Raw genomic sequence first — 16,492 nt, 5'->3', positions numbered from 1 at the left:
AATGCTGAGTCCTTATATGTCGCCCGTCGAGCGGGTGTGGTTCTACAGCTTGCGGATCCTCTGCGGCTTGATCCTGTTGTTCCTGATCCTGCCGGTGCTGGTGATCGTGCCGCTGTCGTTCAACTCGGGCAGTTTCCTGGTGTACCCGCTGCAGGGTTTCTCGCTGCACTGGTATCAGGACTTCTTCGCCTCGGCGGAATGGATGCGCTCGCTGAAGAACAGCATCATCGTCGCCCCGGCCGCGACGGTGCTGGCGATGGTGTTCGGCACGCTGGCGGCCATCGGCCTGACCCGTGGCGACTTCCCCGGCAAGGCGCTGGTGATGGCGCTGGTGATCTCACCGATGGTGGTGCCGGTGGTGATCATCGGTGTGGCCAGTTACCTGTTCTTCGCGCCGCTGGGCCTGGGCAACAGTTTCTTCTCGCTGATCGTGGTGCACGCGGTGTTGGGTGTGCCGTTCGTGATCATCACGGTGTCGGCGACCTTGCAGGGCTTCAACCACAACCTGGTGCGGGCGGCGGCCAGCCTTGGGGCCTCGCCGCTGGTGACATTCCGCCGGGTGACCTTGCCGCTGATTGCGCCGGGGGTGATTTCCGGGGCGCTGTTTGCCTTTGCGACATCGTTCGATGAAGTGGTGGTGACGCTGTTCCTTGCCGGGCCTGAACAGGCGACGTTGCCTCGGCAGATGTTCAGCGGGATTCGCGAGAACCTGAGTCCGACGATTGCGGCGGCTGCGACATTGTTGATCGCGTTTTCGGTGATCTTGCTGCTGACGCTGGAATGGTTGCGGGGGCGGAGTGAGAAGCTGCGTACTGCTCAGGTTTAGTGTTCGGCTTGAGATCGTTACCCCCTCACCCCAGCCCTCTCCCCCAAGGGGGCGAGGGGGAAAGGGAGCTGATCTTCATGCTTGTCAAAACCTGAGTTCGACTTGATCGTTCAGGTCGATGTAACTCGAAAGCTCACCGCGGTCAGTCCCCTCTCCCCCGGGAGAGGGCTAGGGTGAGGGCGCTCTTGATCCTGCTTCAGCCATTCACAACCTGAATACCAGACAACCCCAATTCCCCAGCTACGCTTGTGCTCAGCTCCCACATCTATAAGAGGCTGCGCACGATGAGTCTTTCCTCGTTCAAGATCGCTCACAAACTGATCACCGGCGCCGGGGCCATCGAGCAACTGGTGGCCGAGCTCACGCGGCTGGATATCGACAACCCGCTGATTGTCACCGATGCCGCGCTGGTCAAGTCCGGCACGGTGGAGCTGGCGCTGGCGCAGATCGGCGAGCGCGAGTACGAAATCTTCGACCGCGTGCTGCCGGATCCGGAAATCGCCATCGTCGAGGACTGCATGCGCGTCTACCGAGAGGGCGGGCATGACGGGCTGATCGGTTTGGGCGGCGGCAGTGCCATTGACATCGCCAAGAGTGTTGCCGCGTATGCCGGTTATCACGGTGCGCTGGAGGATCTGTTCGGCGTCGATCAGGTGCCGCGCAAAGGCCCGCCGCTGATCGCCATCCCGACCACGGCCGGCACCGGTTCCGAGGTGACCAATGTGGCGATTCTTTCGGACAAGGTCGCGCAACTGAAGAAAGGCATCGTCAGCGACTACCTGTTGCCGGACGTGGCGCTGGTCAGCCCGCAAATGACCCTGACCTGTCCGCGCAGCGTCACCGCCGCCAGTGGTGTCGATGCGCTGGTGCATGCCATCGAGTCCTACCTGTCGTTGAATGCTTCGCCAATCACCGACTCGCTGGCCATCGGCGCAATCAAATTGATCGCCCGATCCTTGCCCAAGGCATACGCCAATCCGTCCAACCTGCAGGCCCGGGAAGACATGGCCACCGCCAGCCTGATGGCCGGTATGGCGTTCGGCAATGCCGGGGTCGGCGCGGTGCATGCGCTGGCGTATCCGCTGGGCGGGCGCTTCAACATTGCCCACGGCGTCAGCAATGCGCTGTTGCTGCCGTATGTCATGACCTGGAACAAGATGGCCTGCGTCGAACGGATGCAGGATATTGCCGAAGCCATGGGGGTGAAGACCGCTCATCTGAGTCTCAATGAAGCGGCCGACAGCGCCGTCACGGCGATGGCCGAATTGTGCGCGACAGTGGAAATCCCGCCGGGCCTGCGCAGTTTCGGCGTGCCCGAAGACGCGATCCCGGCCATGGCCGTAGAGGCCGCGGGGATCGAGCGCCTGATGCGCAACAACCCGCGCAAGCTCAGCGCTGGCGACATCGAGAAGATCTACCGGGCGGCGTACTGAGAACCCGCCGGTCATCGGTCATGGCAGAACCCAATCATCGCGGTCACGGTGCGCGCGCGGAAACTTGAGGTATACAATGCGCGCCATCGTGATTTAGCTCAGAAAAGGTGCGTCATGCAGCCCTTCGTTATTGCTCCGTCGATTCTCTCCGCCGACTTCGCCCGCCTGGGCGAGGAAGTGGACAACGTTCTGGCCGCCGGTGCCGACTTCGTTCACTTCGATGTCATGGACAACCACTACGTGCCGAACCTGACCATCGGCCCGATGGTCTGCGCCGCGCTGCGCAAGTACGGCGTGACCGCGCCGATCGACGCGCACCTGATGGTCAGCCCGGTGGATCGCATCGTCGGCGACTTCATCGAGGCCGGCGCCACCTACATCACCTTCCACCCGGAAGCCACGCTGCACGTCGATCGTTCGCTGCAACTGATCCGTGAAGGCGGCTGCAAATCCGGCCTGGTGTTCAACCCGGCGACCCCGCTGGACGTGCTCAAGTACGTGATCGACAAGGTCGACATGGTCTTGCTGATGAGCGTCAACCCGGGTTTCGGCGGGCAGAAATTCATCCCCGGCACCCTCGACAAACTGCGCGAAGCCCGCGCGATCATCGATGCCTCGGGCCGTGACATCCGCCTGGAAATCGACGGCGGCGTCAACGTCAACAACATCCGTGAAATCGCCGCTGCCGGCGCCGACACCTTCGTGGCCGGCTCGGCGATCTTCAATGCGCCGAACTATCAGGAAGTCATCGACAAGATGCGTTCCGAACTGGCGCTGGCCCGCCCATGAGCGGTTTTGAGCAGCTGTTCCCGGGGCAACTGCCGCGGTTGGTGATGTTCGATCTGGATGGCACGCTGATCGACTCGGTACCCGACCTGGCGGCGGCGGTGGATAACATGCTGCTCTCCCTCGGGCGCAAGCCTGCCGGTATCGAGTCGGTGCGCGAGTGGGTCGGCAACGGTGCGCCGGTGCTGGTGCGCCGGGCGCTGGCGGGCGGCATCGACCATTCCGCCGTGGATGACGTCGAAGCCGAGCATGCGCTGGAGGTGTTCATGGAAGCCTATGGCGCCAGCCATGAGCTGACCGTGGTCTATCCCGGCGTGCGCGACACCCTGAAATGGCTGCACAAGCAGGGCGTGGCCATGGCGCTGATCACCAACAAGCCGGAGCGCTTCGTCGCTCCGCTGCTGGATCAGATGAAGATCGGTCGCTACTTCAAGTGGATCATCGGCGGCGATACCCTGCCGCAGAAGAAGCCCGATCCGGCGGCGCTGTTCTTCGTGATGAAGATGTCCGGCATTCCGGCCTCGCAATCGTTGTTCGTCGGTGATTCGCGCAGCGACGTGCTGGCGGCGAAAGCGGCGGGGGTCAAATGTGTTGCGCTGAGTTATGGCTACAACCATGGCCGGCCGATTGCCGAGGAATCCCCGGCGCTGGTGATCGACGATCTGCGCAAGTTAATTCCCGGTTGCCTGGATACGGCCGCTGAGATAACGTTGCCCGACGCTTCTCAATCCCCTTCTGGAAACGCCATCGTGGTGGTCACCCGCAAACTCTGGATGAAAGTCATCAAGGCCCTGGCCCGCTGGCGTTGGCGCGCCTGACTTGTTCCTGGCCGGCCTGCCGGCGCGTTTGCACACCTGACTGATTTGCACCTCACACCACGAGGCACCCTATGATCCGCGAAGAATTCCTGCGTCTGGCCGCTGACGGCTACAACCGCATCCCGCTGGCCTGCGAAACCCTGGCCGACTTCGACACCCCGCTGTCGATCTACCTGAAACTGGCCGACCAGCCCAACTCCTACCTGCTCGAATCGGTGCAGGGCGGCGAGAAATGGGGCCGTTACTCGATCATCGGCCTGCCGTGCCGCACCGTGCTGCGGGTTCATGACCATCACGTCAGCATCACCGTCGATGGCGTCGAGACCGAAAGCCACGACGTCGAAGACCCACTGGCCTTCGTCGAAACCTTCAAGGCTCGCTACAACGTGCCGACCATCGCTGGCCTGCCGCGCTTCAACGGCGGCCTGGTGGGTTACTTCGGCTACGACTGCGTGCGTTATGTAGAGAAGCGCCTCGGCAAGTGCCCGAACCCGGATCCGCTGGGTGTGCCGGACATTCTGCTGATGGTCTCCGATGCGGTGGTGGTGTTCGACAACCTCGCCGGCAAGATGCACGCGATCGTGCTGGCCGACCCGGCGCAGGCCGATGCCTACGAGCAGGGTCAGGCACAGTTGCAGGAACTGCTGGAAAAACTGCGTCAGCCGATCACCCCGCGTCGTGGCCTGGATTTCAGCAAGCAGCAGGCGGCCGAGCCGGTGTTCCGCTCCAGTTTTACCCAGGATGACTACGAAAAAGCCGTCGACACCATCAAGGAATACATCCTCGCCGGTGACTGCATGCAGGTCGTGCCGTCCCAGCGCATGTCGATCGACTTCAAGGCGGCGCCGATCGACCTGTATCGCGCGCTGCGTTGCTTCAACCCGACGCCGTACATGTACTTCTTCAACTTCGGCGATTTCCACGTCGTCGGCAGCTCGCCGGAAGTGCTGGTGCGGGTCGAAGACAACCTGATCACCGTGCGCCCGATTGCCGGCACCCGTCCTCGCGGGGTTACCGAAGAGGCCGACGTGGCGCTGGAAGAAGACCTGCTGTCCGACGACAAGGAGATCGCCGAGCATCTGATGCTGATCGATCTCGGTCGCAACGACACCGGTCGCGTTTCGGAAATCGGCTCGGTGAAACTCACCGAGAAAATGGTCATCGAGCGTTATTCCAACGTGATGCACATCGTGTCCAACGTCACCGGCCAGCTGAAATCCGGCCTGACCGCCATGGACGCACTGCGGGCGATTCTGCCGGCGGGCACCCTGTCCGGCGCGCCGAAGATCCGCGCGATGGAAATCATCGACGAACTGGAACCGGTCAAGCGTGGCGTGTATGGCGGCGCGGTCGGGTACTTCGCCTGGAACGGCAACATGGACACCGCGATTGCGATCCGCACTGCCGTGATCAAGAACGGCGAGCTGCATGTGCAGGCCGGTGGCGGCATCGTTGCCGATTCGGTGCCGGCGCTGGAATGGGAAGAAACCATCAACAAGCGCCGGGCGATGTTCCGCGCTGTTGCGCTGGCGGAGCAAACCCCGGACTGAGTGACGGGGGATTCAGCCATAAAAAAACGCGGCGCCTGTGAGGGCGCCGCGTTTTTTATGGCCTTCTGATCAGAAGTCGAGACTTACGCCAACATTGATGCCTTGCTGGGTAAAGTCGTCATCCTTGCGAATGTTGTAACTGGCGCGCAGGGCGACTTCCTTGGTGAGGTTGTGGCTCACGCCCAGGTTCAGGCGGTTGAGATTGGTCTGAGGTGTGTAGCCTTCCAGGGTGTAGCGATTGTTCGGCAGGCTGTTGAGGTTCATCGTCAGATCCTGGGCGTCGTCGTTGTACTCGCGCTCATGGGCGAATTCGCCGAAGACCTGGGTCTGTGCGGTGATCTGGTATTTGCCTTGGATGCCGAGACCGAGACGGCGGGAGTTGCGCGACTGGTCGTCGAAGGTCAGCGCCGTGGAGTCCGCACCTTTTTCCGAGTAGCCATCCACTTCGACCTTGCCGAAGTCGGCGCTGACGAAAGGCGACAGATGCCATGGGCTGCTCGCCTCTGGCGCGATGTCGTAGCCGACACGGCCGCCGATAGCCAGTACATAGCCGTCGGTATCACCTTTCTCGCCACGTTCGTTGACCCCGAGCTGGAACTTGCGCTTCAGGCTGTCGTAGTCCAGATGTCCGGCGGTAACGGCCAGGTCACCCCACCAGCGGTTTTGCTGGTACTGGGCGAATGCGGTGCCCATATAGGAGTTGAGTTTGTACTCGGAGTCGTTGTCGCCGGCTTCGATTTTCTGGTGATAGAAACCCGCCGCCACACCGACACGCCAGGCGTCGTCGAGACGGTAGCTGCCACCGATGTTCAGGTTGTAACCGTTGCCGTCGGCGCTTGCCCCGGCGTGCTGGTCGTCGAAGTCCTGATGCTGGCCGCCAGCGGAGACAATCGCCCGCCATTGGCCAACGCCTTGCCAGTTTTCCCAGTCGGCCAGCCATTGATTGCGCAGTTCATCCTGATGCGCGCGCAACGTGCCCTGGGCCATTTCCGGCAGCAGGGTCAGTTCCCAAGGCGCAGCCAGCAACGAGTAGGCGTAGTCGGCGATCAAGCGTTGCCCGGCTTCGGTCGGGTGCACCGAGTCGTTGTAGATCAGCTTGGTCGGATCCGGCGTGGCGCTGTTGATCCCGTACCGGGCGTTCTCGGTGCAACCATCGCCGCTGAAGCAGGTGGCGACCAGGTTCTGATCGGTGGCCAGGCCGAACTGGGCCGGGTTGGCAAATGCTTCCTTGAGCAGGACTGGAATGTTCAGCGGAATGACGTTGGCATTGACCGTCTGTAGCTGGCTCACCAGTTCGGTGTTGAACTGGGCGCTGAGTTGCGAGGTGAAGGCCTGCAGCGGCGAGCCATTGATGGCCGGGGTCAGGCCGATGTCCGGCAGCAGCCAGACCATGATGTAGCGGGCGCCCGCGCCTTGCAGGGTGCGCACGCTGTCGACCAGTCGGTCGGCGGCGGCATTGGCCTGAGGCAGGCTGGTGACGCGGCCCTGCAGGAAGTCGTTGCCGCCTCCGGTCAGGTAATACAAGGCATTCGGGTCGGCGCGGAAACCGTTCGACGGCAGATAACCGGCGCGGGTGCGTTCGTCGGTGGTGGACGTGCTGGTGATCGAGTCGAGAATCTGGTCGGTGCGATAGCCGCCGACCGCCCAGTTGTTACCGTCCGGCAAACCCTGGCCTGCACGTACCGCCGAGTCGGCGGAAGCGGTCTGGTTCGGTGTGAAGCCCAGGCGGCCGCCGAGCAGTTGGGTGGCGTTCAGCGAGTAGAATTCGCCACTGCCGTCCTGATAGTTGGGGCCGGTACGGTTGGTGAATCGTTTGACCGAGCCGGCCGGACCGTCCGGATCGGAAAACGTCCCCGCGTCGCTGAGACTGTCACCGAAGACAACGAAATTCGAATAAGGATTGGGTGCGGCATTCGCCTGGGCGCAGGCCATCGCGAGCAGGCATCCGGCGAGCGGTACAAACAACGTCTGTTTGATCATGAGCAAGTCCGTTTATTTATTGTTGTATGGAACGAAACGACAGTACCAAAAACTTCCGGCGTTTTGCCATCGGTCGTCAACCCTCCCATAGTTTTCCCCCGTCAGGCCCGGCCATATTGCACGCTCTGCCCAGCTAAGTTACTGTGCGGGAACGTATGAACGAGACCTTCCCCGTGTTGATCACCAGCAAACTTCTGGATCAAGTCATCAAGGCACACGCCCGCTGGCGTTGGCGCGCCTGAATCTTTTCTGCCGGCCCCGCCGGATCTGTATCGCTCCGCCTTCCTTGCCCGTTTGAAATGCCGCCTTGCCGTCGCCACTTGCGCGTCCGACTTTGTGCAGCGTCCTGGCAAGTCATCCGAAGGTTGTTTTCAAGTCAGAATTCAAGAGGTTCGAAACGCCATGTTGCTGATGATCGACAACTACGACTCCTTTACTTACAACGTTGTGCAATACCTCGGCGAGCTGGGTGCCGAGGTCAAGGTCGTGCGCAACGACGAGCTGACCATCGCCGAAATCGAAGCGCTCAACCCGGAGCGCATCGTGGTGTCCCCCGGTCCGTGCACACCGACCGAAGCCGGTATCTCCATCGACGCCATCAAGCACTTCGCCGGCAAACTGCCGATCCTCGGCGTCTGCCTTGGCCATCAGTCCATCGGCCAGGCCTTTGGCGGTGACGTGGTACGTGCCCGCCAAGTGATGCACGGTAAGACTAGCCCGGTATTCCACGAGGACAAGGGCGTTTTTGCCGGTCTGAATCATCCGCTGACGGTTACTCGCTATCACTCGCTGATCGTCAAGCACGATACTTTGCCCGACTGCCTGGAACTGACCGCGTGGACGCAGCATGACGACGGCTCGGTCGACGAAATCATGGGCCTGCGTCACAAGACCCTGAACATCGAGGGCGTACAGTTCCACCCGGAATCGATCCTCACCGAGCAGGGCCATGAACTGTTCGCCAACTTCCTCAAACAAACCGGCGGCACGCGCTAAGGACTCTCCATGAATATCAAGACAGCCCTGAGCCGTATCGTCGATCACCTCGACCTCAGCACCGAAGAAATGCGCGACGTGATGCGCGAAATCATGACCGGCCAATGCACCGACGCGCAGATCGGTGCGTTCATGATGGCCATGCGCATGAAGAGCGAGAGCATCGACGAAATCGTCGGTGCGGTGTCGGTGATGCGCGAGCTGGCCGATCAGGTCGAACTCAAGACCCTCGACGGCGTGGTCGACGTGGTTGGCACCGGTGGTGACGGCGCGAACATCTTCAACGTTTCCACGGCTTCGGCATTTGTCGTTGCCGCTGCCGGCTGCACCGTGGCCAAGCACGGCAACCGTGCGGTGTCGGGCAAGAGCGGCAGCGCCGACCTGCTGGAAGCGGCCGGCATCTACCTCAACCTGACCCCGGTTCAGGTGGCACGTTGCATCGACAACGTCGGCATCGGTTTCATGTTTGCCCAGACTCATCACAAAGCCATGAAGTACGCCGCCGGCCCGCGCCGCGACCTCGGCCTGCGTACCCTGTTCAACATGCTCGGCCCGCTTACGAATCCGGCCGGCGTCAAACATCAGGTAGTCGGCGTCTTCACTCAGGCCCTGTGCCGGCCCTTGGCAGAAGTCTTGCAGCGTCTGGGCAGCAAACATGTGCTGGTGGTGCATTCGAAGGATGGCCTGGACGAGTTCAGTCTCGCCGCACCAACCTATGTGGCCGAACTGAAAAACAACGAAATCACCGAGTATTGGGTCGAGCCGGAAGATCTGGGCATGAAGAGCCAGAGCCTGCACGGTCTGTCGGTCGAAGGCCCGGAAGCGTCGCTGGCGCTGATTCGCGATGCACTGGGCAAGCGCAAGACCGAGAACGGCCAGAAGGCTGCGGAAATGATCGTGCTCAATGCCGGTGCGGCGCTGTACGCCGCCGATCTGGCGACCAGTCTTAAAGAAGGCGTGGCACTGGCCCACGACGCTCTGCACACCGGTCTCGCTCGGGAGAAACTCGAGGAGTTGGGTGCCTTTACCGCGGTATTCAAAGTGGAGAATGAGGGATGAGTGTACCGACGGTTCTGGAAAACATTCTGGCCCGCAAGGTTCAGGAAGTCGCCGAGCGTAGCGCCCGTGTGAGCCTGAGCGAGCTGGAACGTCTGGCCAAGGCGGCCGATGCACCCCGCGGTTTTGCCCAGGCATTGCTGGCACAGGCCAAGAAGAAACAACCGGCCGTGATCGCGGAAATCAAGAAGGCTTCGCCGAGCAAAGGCGTGATCCGCGAGAACTTCGTTCCCGCCGACATCGCCAAAAGCTACGAGAAGGGCGGGGCGACCTGCCTGTCGGTACTGACTGATATTGATTACTTCCAGGGCGCCGATGCCTACCTGCAACAGGCCCGCGCCGCGTGCTCGCTGCCGGTGATCCGCAAGGACTTCATGATCGATCCGTACCAGATCGTCGAAGCCCGTGCCCTGGGCGCTGATTGCGTGCTGCTGATCGTCTCCGCACTGGATGACGTGAAAATGGCCGAACTGGCTTCGGTGGCCAAAGGCGTCGGCCTCGATGTGTTGGTAGAAGTTCACGACGGCGATGAGCTGGAGCGTGCACTGAAGACCCTCGATACGCCGCTGGTCGGGGTCAACAACCGCAACCTGCATACATTCGACGTAAGCCTGGAAACCACCCTCGACCTGCTGCCGCGCATTCCGCGCGATCGTCTGGTGATCACCGAGAGCGGCATCCTCAATCGAGCCGATGTCGAACTGATGGAAATCAGCAACGTTTACGCGTTCCTGGTCGGCGAAGCGTTCATGCGCGCCGAAAGCCCGGGCATTGAACTGCAACGTCTGTTCTTCCCTGAGCGCGGCGTTCCGGTGAGCGGTTCGACCCTCGACTGATCGACTCTTCGCAGGCGCCCGTATCCCTGTGGGAGCGGGCTTGCCCGCGAAGGCAGCATAAGATTCACCTCAGGCTCAACGTCCTATGGAAACCTTATGATCCCCACTTCCCTGACCATCGAAGCCGGCCTGCAAGCCGAACAGGATCTGCTGGCTTCGGTCTGCGCCGGTGATGCCGAATTCGGCCTGCTGTTCTGGCAACCCAGCGATCGTGCGCTGGTCATGCCGCGCCGTTTGAACCGCCTCCCCGGATTCGATCATGCCTGCGAAGTCTCCGCCGCTGCCGGCTGGCCGGTGCTGCTGCGTGAAACCGGTGGTGAACCTGTTCCGCAATCGGCGTCGACGATCAACATTGCACTGGTCTACGCGCCGCCTCGCAGCGAGGGTGATCTGAACCGTATTGAAACCGGATACCGGCGTCTGTGTGATCCGATTTGTCAGTTGTTGGATGAGTTGGGCGGCGTGTCTTCGCTGGGTGAAATCGACGGTGCGTTCTGTGACGGTCGTTTCAACGTCAACCTCGATGGCCGCAAGATGGTCGGCACCGCCCAGCGCTGGCGCCAGAGTCAGGGTGGGCAGCGCCCGGTAGGCCTGGTGCACGGTGCGATGCTGCTGGAGGACGAGCGCGAATCGATGGTGGCGGCGGTCAACCGCTTCAATGAGGCGTGTGGCCTGGAGCAACGGGTACGCGCTGCAAGCCACATCGCGTTGCATGAGAAATTCCCGGCGCCCCATGCCTTGGCGCGTCTCGATGAACTCTTTCGTTTGATGCTGGCGCAGATCTACGCCGGCTGAGTTTTCTAACTCAGCGAGTGCCGAAGACCACCATGGTCTTGCCTTTCACATCCACCAGGTTGCGTTCCTCAAGATCCTTGAGCACGCGACCGACCATCTCCCGCGAACACCCGACAATCCGCCCGATTTCCTGACGGGTGACTTTGATCTGCATACCGTCCGGGTGGGTCATCGCGTCGGGTTGCTTGCACAGCTCCAACAGGCAGCGAGCGACACGGCCCGTGACGTCGAAGAACGCCAGATCGCCGACCTTGCGCGTGGTGTTGCGCAAGCGTTGTGCGATTTGTCCGCTGAGCACGTAAAGAATGTCTGGATCCTGCTGCGACAATTCACGGAATTTGGCGTAGCTGATTTCCGCGACTTCGCACTCGACCTTGGCCCGCACCCAGGCACTGCGCTCCTGTTCCTGGCCGGCCTGTTCGAACAGGCCCAGCTCACCGAAGAAGTCCCCGGCATTCAGGTACGCGATGATCATCTCGCGGCCGTCGTCGTCCTCGATCAGGATCGTGACCGAGCCACGGATGATGAAGTACAGCGTGTCCGAGCGATCCCCGGCGCAGATGATGTTGCTTTTGGCCGCATGGCGCCGGCGCTGGCAATGCATCAGCAGCTTGTCGAGGTTCTTGATTTTGGGTGTGGGGGTAATACCAACCATGGTTGTATCCCGAAAAGACTGCACGGTTATATGTGGTTTTTATATGAGGCGCTGAGGTGATCGCTACAAATACCGGCTTGGGGCGCCAGTGAATTGGCGCCAGCTTACCAGACACTTCGTCGAAAATTCGAGAAATTACCTACGCAGTAAAGGCATCGGTCCTAGGATCACCGTTCGCAGTCAAACCGGGGCCCTGTGCTAAGCTGGCGACCCTTTTTTCTACAGTGGAGTCTTGGCGATGAAGGCACGCATCCAATGGGCTGGCGAAGCCATGTTCCTCGGCGAATCCGGCAGCGGTCATGTCGTGGTCATGGATGGTCCGCCGGACGCCGGTGGTCGCAATCTGGGTGTTCGCCCGATGGAGATGCTCCTGCTGGGCGTTGGCGGTTGCAGCAATTTCGACGTGGTCAGCATTCTGAAGAAGTCCCGTCAGGCCGTTGAAAGCTGCGAGGCTTTCCTGGACGCCGAACGTGCGACCGAAGATCCGAAGGTGTTCACCAAGATCCACATGCACTTCGTGGTCAAGGGCCGTGGTCTGAAAGAAGCCCAGGTCAAACGCGCCATCGAGCTGTCGGCGGAGAAGTACTGCTCGGCGTCGATCATGCTTGGCGCCGCCGGTGTGGCGATCACCCACGACTACGAAATCGTCGAACTCGGCTGAGCCGACATTCAACTATCATAAAAGCAGTGCAGACTCTGGCGATCCCCCGCTGACGTCTGCATAATGCGCCACTTTTTTCAGGGCAGTGATCGGTCAGCCGACGGGTCATCCGCCTGAACAGATAACCAAAATCGCCATCGCGAAGAGGTGTTAACCGTCCTACGCAGGTGCGTCGTTCGCACTTGACGGGCATGCTTGATCACGCGGCCGGGCCGCATACATAGAGAGTTTTTAACGGTGAAAAGCAAACTCAAGCTCCACGGGTTCAATAACCTGACAAAGACCTTGAGCTTCAACATCTATGACATCTGCTACGCGGAAACCCCGCAAGACCAGCAGGCTTACGTCGAGTACATCAATCAAGAGTACAACGCCGAACGCCTGACGCAGATCCTCACGGAAGTTGTCGAAATCATTGGTGCCAACATTCTGAACATTGCCAGTCAGAACTATGAGCCTCAGGGTGCCAGCGTCACGATTCTGATCTCGGAAGAACCGGTCACCCCGACCGAAAGCCAGATCGAAGAGTCCCCGGGTCCGCTGCCGGAAATCATCCTGGCCCACCTCGACAAGAGTCACATCACGGTGCATACCTACCCGGAAATCCATCCGGACGCCGGTATTGCGACGTTCCGTGTGGACATCGACGTGTCGACCTGTGGTGTCATTTCACCGCTCAAAGCGCTCAACTTCCTCATTCACCAGTTCGATTCGGACATCGTGACCGTGGATTACCGTGTGCGCGGCTTCACCCGTGACGTTGAAGGCAACAAGCACTTCATCGACCACGAGATCAACTCGATCCAGAACTACCTCTCCGAAGACACCCGCGACGCGTACCAGATGACCGACGTGAACGTGTACCAGGAAAACCTGTTCCACACCAAAATGCTGCTGAAAAACTTCGAACTGGATAACTACCTGTTCGGTGATGCCACCAGCAACCTGTCGTCCGAGCAACGTGCTCAGGTGACCGAGCGTGTGAAACACGAAATGCTGGAAATCTTCTACGCGCGCAATATGCCGAGCTAAGAAATCCGGGTACAAAAAAGGCGACTGCTTTGCGGCAGTCGCCTTTTTTATGGGCGTTTTTCAGATGCGGTAGGTGCTTTTGGTCATCACTTTGGCCAACAGGCTCATGCCGAACTTTACCGGTGCCGGGAAGCGGAAACCGCCAGCTTCCAGTGCACTTTCTGCGTGATGCTCTTCATCGATACGCATCTGCTCAAGAATTGCCCGGGATTTTTCATCCTCGGCCGGCAGTTGCTCCAGATGCTCGTTCAAGTGTTTGCACACCTGATGCTCGGTCGCCGCGACAAAACCGAGGCTGACCTTGTCGCTGATCAGCCCGGCGACTGCGCCGATCCCGAACGACATGCCATAGAACAGCGGATTGAGCACGCTGGTGTGGCTGCCCAACTGATGAATACGCTGTTCGCACCAGACCAGGTGATCGATCTCTTCTTCGGCCGCATGCTCCATGGCTTCCCGCACTTGCGGCAGCTTGGCGGTCAGGGCCTGACCTTGGTACAGCGCCTGAGCACAGACTTCACCGGTATGGTTGATGCGCATCAGGCCGGCGACGTGGCGGGTGTCTTCGTCGCTCATCTGTACGTCGGGCTGCACGATGGCCGGCGACGGACGGTACGGCTGGCCGCTGAAGGGCAGCAGGGTTCGCATTGCGGCATCGGCTTGCAGCAGAAGACGGTCAATTGGCGAATAGTGACGTTGGGTAGTCATGCTGACCTCCGGGAAGAATCTCGGCGGCCAGTTTAACCGAATCGGCCGGGGAAGGTTTGCGCTGGGTCATGTGGGAGCAGGGCGCCCCCACAGATTTCGAGTCGATCAGCCCGGCGGCCAGTTCATCTGACGTTGACCGAGTACGTGCATATGAATGTGGTAGACCGTCTGCCCACCCTTTTCATTGCAGTTCATCACCACCCGGAAGCCTTCTTCGCAACCCAGTTCCAGCGCCAGACGCTGGGCGGTGAACAGAATATGCCCGGCCAGTGCCTTGTCGTCTTCGGTCAGGTCGTTGAGGGTGCGCACCGGTTTCTTCGGGATCACCAGAAAATGCACCGGTGCCTGCGGGGCGATGTCGTGGAACGCCAGAACCTGGTCGTCCTCGTAGATGATCTTCGCCGGGATTTCCCGGTTGATGATCTTGGTGAACAGAGTATCCACAGCTGTTTTCTCCGTTGTGTGAGCTGGGCCGAGTGTACCCACGAGGGATCACCACGCCCAGCCAGTTGCCTGCCGGCCCTTCAGCGCGGGCAGTAAGCTTTGTTGACCATGCCGACGATGGTGCGGTTGAGCCAGCGCGAACCCAGTCTGGGCAGAAAGGCGAACCAGCGGTTCCGGCGCCCGGGAATGATGATTGCGCGGTTTTTTTCCAGGGCGCGCACGGTATACAGCGCGACCTCTTCGGGGCTCATCAGCAGTTTGCTGGCGTTAAGTTTGTCGTTGTTCAGTTGCGCCGTACGGAAGAACGCCGTGCGCGTCGGGCCTGGACAGAGCACCGAGACTTTCACGGCGCACTTTTTCAATTCCACCCGCAGCGCCTCGGAAAAATGCAGAACGTAGGCCTTGCTGGCGTAGTAAGTGCTCATCCACGGGCCGGGATTGAACGCGGCCACCGACGCCACATTGAGAATCTGCCCGCCACCCTGCAGGGCCATGCTGTTACCGATTGCATGGCAGAGGCGGGTGAGGGCGAGGATGTTCACCTCGATCAGGTCTTGCTCGGTCATCCAGTCCTGGGCCAGGAACGGGCCGCACGTACCGATGCCGGCACAGTTCACCAGCAGATCGATCTGCCGGTCGCCTTCTTCAAGCTCCAGCAGAAACCCGGACAGGCGCAGCGGCTCGCCCAGGTCGCAGGCGCGGAACAGCACCTCCACGCCGAAACGCTGGGTCAGTTCAATCGCAATGCTTTCCAGCTGATCACGCTGTCGGGCCACCAGAATCAGGCTGCGGCCACGGCGAGCCAGGGCTTCGGCCATGGCCAGGCCGATGCCGCTGGAGGCGCCAGTGATCAGAGCGTAACGGGTCATGCGGTTCTCCATCGCAACAGCTCCGCGCCGTGGACGCAGGTGTCACGGCGGGGAGCGCTGTTCATTCTTTCGCAGAGTCTACAGGGGCGGGTGCAGGTTCGGCTGCATCATCCACCGGATTCGGCACGGGCTCGACTTCGACATCGACTTCATCGGCAGTCACCGAACCGCTTTCATAACTGCTTTCGAGGCTGGTTTCGTACTCTTGCTGGATGGCGGAAATACCGCCCAGCATTCCACCGACGAAGAACAGGCCGATGAAAACGATCCACAAGGAACACAGTACTTTGACGGCGGTACTGTTCGGCGGCGGTGGTGGGCCATAGCGGTTGGCGCCGGTATTGCCCGGCATGACCATGATCACCAGCGGAAAGAAGCTGCCCACGAACGGAACCAGAGTCAGCAGCCAGAGCCAGCCTGACCAGCCGATGTCGTGCAGACGCTGAATGCTGAACAGGATGCCGACGATTGCGAAGGCCAGGAACAGGAAGAAGGCGAAGATACCGCCGATGATCAGGCCGCTGGTCGAGTCGGTGCTCACCAGCCCCAGACCGATCAGCGCGAAAACGCCGACGATCGGCAGGGTTACCAGACTCAATACCATCGACCATGCCAGGTAGCGCAGGCGTCCGATCCGGCCTTCGACACTGAAGGGTTTGAGCGTGGCGAATTCTGCCAGTCGTTCACCGACACTGGCCCGGGGTGGGGCATATGGGGAGTCAGGGTCTGCCATCGGGGCGGAGTGTTCCTGCACATCGGACAGATTCAGTTCGATGGCTGTTTCCGGTTCGATCCGGGCGTCGATTCCGGTCTTGCCCAGCGCTTGCAGATAAGCCTGGGCATCGCTGTGCGACAGGTCGCGTTTAAGGGCGACGGCGCGTCCATTGAACAGACGTTCGATGGCGGCCACATCGCTCTTGAACAGGTCGGCCAGATTGAGTTTTGCCGTGGTGATATCGACGCCGGGCTGCAGGGCTCCGTCGAAAACGATCTTGTAACGGGGTTCGCTCATGGCCGAGGCATCCTTGTCGCGAAAAAATTGGGTTG

The 16,492-nt window shown here is 60.7% G+C and carries 17 protein-coding genes; 11 read left to right on the top strand and 6 right to left on the bottom strand.

Translation table 11 applies throughout. From position 1 onward, the window contains the following. Window position 1 precedes the first annotated feature (1 nt). The 5 genes from R1A29_RS26060 to trpE all read left to right on the top strand — a co-directional run bounded on the left by R1A29_RS26060 (window position 2) and on the right by trpE (window position 5,413). The gene (locus R1A29_RS26060) at window positions 2-826 is read left to right on the top strand and encodes an ABC transporter permease (RefSeq protein WP_085709230.1); all 825 of its coding nucleotides are present in this window, start codon (window positions 2-4) and stop codon (window positions 824-826) included. 284 nt (window positions 827-1,110) lie between these two features. Then, entirely contained in the window at window positions 1,111-2,259 is a 1,149-nt protein-coding gene (locus R1A29_RS26055; RefSeq protein ID WP_438299944.1) for an iron-containing alcohol dehydrogenase, read from the top strand. Between the two features lie 114 nt (window positions 2,260-2,373). Next, a complete protein-coding gene (gene rpe, locus R1A29_RS26050) occupies window positions 2,374-3,048 on the top strand; it encodes a ribulose-phosphate 3-epimerase (RefSeq protein WP_007918813.1) in 675 nt (224 codons plus the stop codon). Continuing rightward, window positions 3,045-3,863, top strand: a complete 819-nt coding sequence (locus R1A29_RS26045; protein ID WP_085688443.1) for a phosphoglycolate phosphatase — start codon at window positions 3,045-3,047, stop codon at window positions 3,861-3,863. The genes rpe and R1A29_RS26045 overlap by 4 nt, the downstream gene beginning before the upstream one ends. 71 nt (window positions 3,864-3,934) lie before the next feature. After that, complete coding sequence (trpE, locus tag R1A29_RS26040; RefSeq protein WP_438299943.1) at window positions 3,935-5,413, top strand: anthranilate synthase component I; 1,479 nt, start codon at window positions 3,935-3,937, stop codon at window positions 5,411-5,413. 69 nt (window positions 5,414-5,482) lie between these two features. Here the strand turns inward: trpE and estP are convergent, their stop codons facing one another. Then, complete coding sequence (gene estP, locus R1A29_RS26035; protein ID WP_438299942.1) at window positions 5,483-7,393, bottom strand: esterase EstP; 1,911 nt, start codon at window positions 7,391-7,393, stop codon at window positions 5,483-5,485. Between the two features lie 402 nt (window positions 7,394-7,795). Between estP and R1A29_RS26030 the strand changes: the two genes are divergently transcribed. The 4 genes from R1A29_RS26030 to R1A29_RS26015 all read left to right on the top strand — a co-directional run bounded on the left by R1A29_RS26030 (window position 7,796) and on the right by R1A29_RS26015 (window position 11,076). Next, the gene (locus R1A29_RS26030; protein ID WP_114885865.1) at window positions 7,796-8,389 is read left to right on the top strand and encodes an aminodeoxychorismate/anthranilate synthase component II; all 594 of its coding nucleotides are present in this window, start codon (window positions 7,796-7,798) and stop codon (window positions 8,387-8,389) included. A gap of 9 nt (window positions 8,390-8,398) precedes the next feature. Then, complete coding sequence (gene trpD, locus R1A29_RS26025; protein WP_085709235.1) at window positions 8,399-9,448, top strand: anthranilate phosphoribosyltransferase; 1,050 nt, start codon at window positions 8,399-8,401, stop codon at window positions 9,446-9,448. After that, window positions 9,445-10,281, top strand: coding sequence for an indole-3-glycerol phosphate synthase TrpC (gene trpC / locus R1A29_RS26020; protein WP_438299941.1), 837 nt, complete (start codon window positions 9,445-9,447; stop codon window positions 10,279-10,281). Before trpD ends, trpC begins: the two co-directional genes overlap by 4 nt. Window positions 10,282-10,377: 96 nt before the next feature. After that, window positions 10,378-11,076, top strand: a complete 699-nt coding sequence (locus tag R1A29_RS26015; RefSeq protein WP_438299940.1) for a lipoate--protein ligase family protein — start codon at window positions 10,378-10,380, stop codon at window positions 11,074-11,076. 10 nt (window positions 11,077-11,086) lie between these two features. Here the strand turns inward: R1A29_RS26015 and crp are convergent, their stop codons facing one another. Continuing rightward, window positions 11,087-11,731: a cAMP-activated global transcriptional regulator CRP gene (gene crp / locus R1A29_RS26010; protein ID WP_085709238.1), complete on the bottom strand. Its 645-nt coding sequence runs from the start codon at window positions 11,729-11,731 to the stop codon at window positions 11,087-11,089. 238 nt (window positions 11,732-11,969) lie between these two features. On the opposite strand from crp, the gene R1A29_RS26005 reads away from it, so the two are divergent. Both R1A29_RS26005 and speD read left to right on the top strand, forming a co-directional pair. Next, a complete protein-coding gene (locus tag R1A29_RS26005) occupies window positions 11,970-12,392 on the top strand; it encodes an OsmC family protein (RefSeq protein WP_016772921.1) in 423 nt (140 codons plus the stop codon). Window positions 12,393-12,629: 237 nt separating this feature from the next. Then, on the top strand, window positions 12,630-13,424 hold the full coding sequence (speD, locus tag R1A29_RS26000) for an adenosylmethionine decarboxylase (RefSeq protein WP_007956315.1): 795 nt from the start codon (window positions 12,630-12,632) through the stop codon (window positions 13,422-13,424). Window positions 13,425-13,484: 60 nt separating this feature from the next. Here speD and coq7 read toward each other — a convergent pair whose 3' ends face one another. The 4 genes from coq7 to R1A29_RS25980 all read right to left on the bottom strand — a co-directional run bounded on the left by coq7 (window position 13,485) and on the right by R1A29_RS25980 (window position 16,457). After that, on the bottom strand, window positions 13,485-14,132 hold the full coding sequence (gene coq7 / locus R1A29_RS25995; RefSeq protein ID WP_007956317.1) for a 2-polyprenyl-3-methyl-6-methoxy-1,4-benzoquinone monooxygenase: 648 nt from the start codon (window positions 14,130-14,132) through the stop codon (window positions 13,485-13,487). Window positions 14,133-14,237: 105 nt separating this feature from the next. Further along, on the bottom strand, window positions 14,238-14,576 hold the full coding sequence (locus R1A29_RS25990; protein ID WP_003228789.1) for a histidine triad nucleotide-binding protein: 339 nt from the start codon (window positions 14,574-14,576) through the stop codon (window positions 14,238-14,240). Window positions 14,577-14,656: 80 nt separating this feature from the next. Further along, a complete protein-coding gene (locus R1A29_RS25985) occupies window positions 14,657-15,445 on the bottom strand; it encodes an SDR family NAD(P)-dependent oxidoreductase (RefSeq protein ID WP_007956321.1) in 789 nt (262 codons plus the stop codon). A gap of 61 nt (window positions 15,446-15,506) precedes the next feature. After that, window positions 15,507-16,457, bottom strand: coding sequence for a DUF805 domain-containing protein (locus tag R1A29_RS25980; RefSeq protein WP_438299939.1), 951 nt, complete (start codon window positions 16,455-16,457; stop codon window positions 15,507-15,509). Window positions 16,458-16,492 lie beyond the last annotated feature (35 nt).

Origin of the sequence: Pseudomonas sp. NMS19W, from assembly GCF_051554255.1 — a bacterium.
In the GTDB taxonomy this organism is placed as follows: domain Bacteria; phylum Pseudomonadota; class Gammaproteobacteria; order Pseudomonadales; family Pseudomonadaceae; genus Aquipseudomonas; species Aquipseudomonas kribbensis.
Note: the sequence above shows the minus strand (reverse complement) of the source record. Positions and strands in the feature narration are given on the sequence as shown.

What these genes read in the sequence shown, in the direction of transcription:
- crp (WP_085709238.1), bottom strand. Translation starts at nt 11,731, where the DNA reads ATGGTTGGTATTACCCCCACACCCAAAATCAAGAACCTCGACAAGCTG.
- trpE (WP_438299943.1), top strand. Translation starts at nt 3,935, where the DNA reads ATGATCCGCGAAGAATTCCTGCGTCTGGCCGCTGACGGCTACAACCGC.
- trpD (WP_085709235.1), top strand. Translation starts at nt 8,399, where the DNA reads ATGAATATCAAGACAGCCCTGAGCCGTATCGTCGATCACCTCGACCTC.
- R1A29_RS26015 (WP_438299940.1), top strand. Translation starts at nt 10,378, where the DNA reads ATGATCCCCACTTCCCTGACCATCGAAGCCGGCCTGCAAGCCGAACAG.
- estP (WP_438299942.1), bottom strand. Translation starts at nt 7,393, where the DNA reads ATGATCAAACAGACGTTGTTTGTACCGCTCGCCGGATGCCTGCTCGCG.
- R1A29_RS26055 (WP_438299944.1), top strand. Translation starts at nt 1,111, where the DNA reads ATGAGTCTTTCCTCGTTCAAGATCGCTCACAAACTGATCACCGGCGCC.
- R1A29_RS25980 (WP_438299939.1), bottom strand. Translation starts at nt 16,457, where the DNA reads ATGAGCGAACCCCGTTACAAGATCGTTTTCGACGGAGCCCTGCAGCCC.
- rpe (WP_007918813.1), top strand. Translation starts at nt 2,374, where the DNA reads ATGCAGCCCTTCGTTATTGCTCCGTCGATTCTCTCCGCCGACTTCGCC.
- R1A29_RS26030 (WP_114885865.1), top strand. Translation starts at nt 7,796, where the DNA reads ATGTTGCTGATGATCGACAACTACGACTCCTTTACTTACAACGTTGTG.
- trpC (WP_438299941.1), top strand. Translation starts at nt 9,445, where the DNA reads ATGAGTGTACCGACGGTTCTGGAAAACATTCTGGCCCGCAAGGTTCAG.
- R1A29_RS26060 (WP_085709230.1), top strand. Translation starts at nt 2, where the DNA reads ATGCTGAGTCCTTATATGTCGCCCGTCGAGCGGGTGTGGTTCTACAGC.
- R1A29_RS26045 (WP_085688443.1), top strand. Translation starts at nt 3,045, where the DNA reads ATGAGCGGTTTTGAGCAGCTGTTCCCGGGGCAACTGCCGCGGTTGGTG.
- R1A29_RS26005 (WP_016772921.1), top strand. Translation starts at nt 11,970, where the DNA reads ATGAAGGCACGCATCCAATGGGCTGGCGAAGCCATGTTCCTCGGCGAA.
- coq7 (WP_007956317.1), bottom strand. Translation starts at nt 14,132, where the DNA reads ATGACTACCCAACGTCACTATTCGCCAATTGACCGTCTTCTGCTGCAA.
- R1A29_RS25985 (WP_007956321.1), bottom strand. Translation starts at nt 15,445, where the DNA reads ATGACCCGTTACGCTCTGATCACTGGCGCCTCCAGCGGCATCGGCCTG.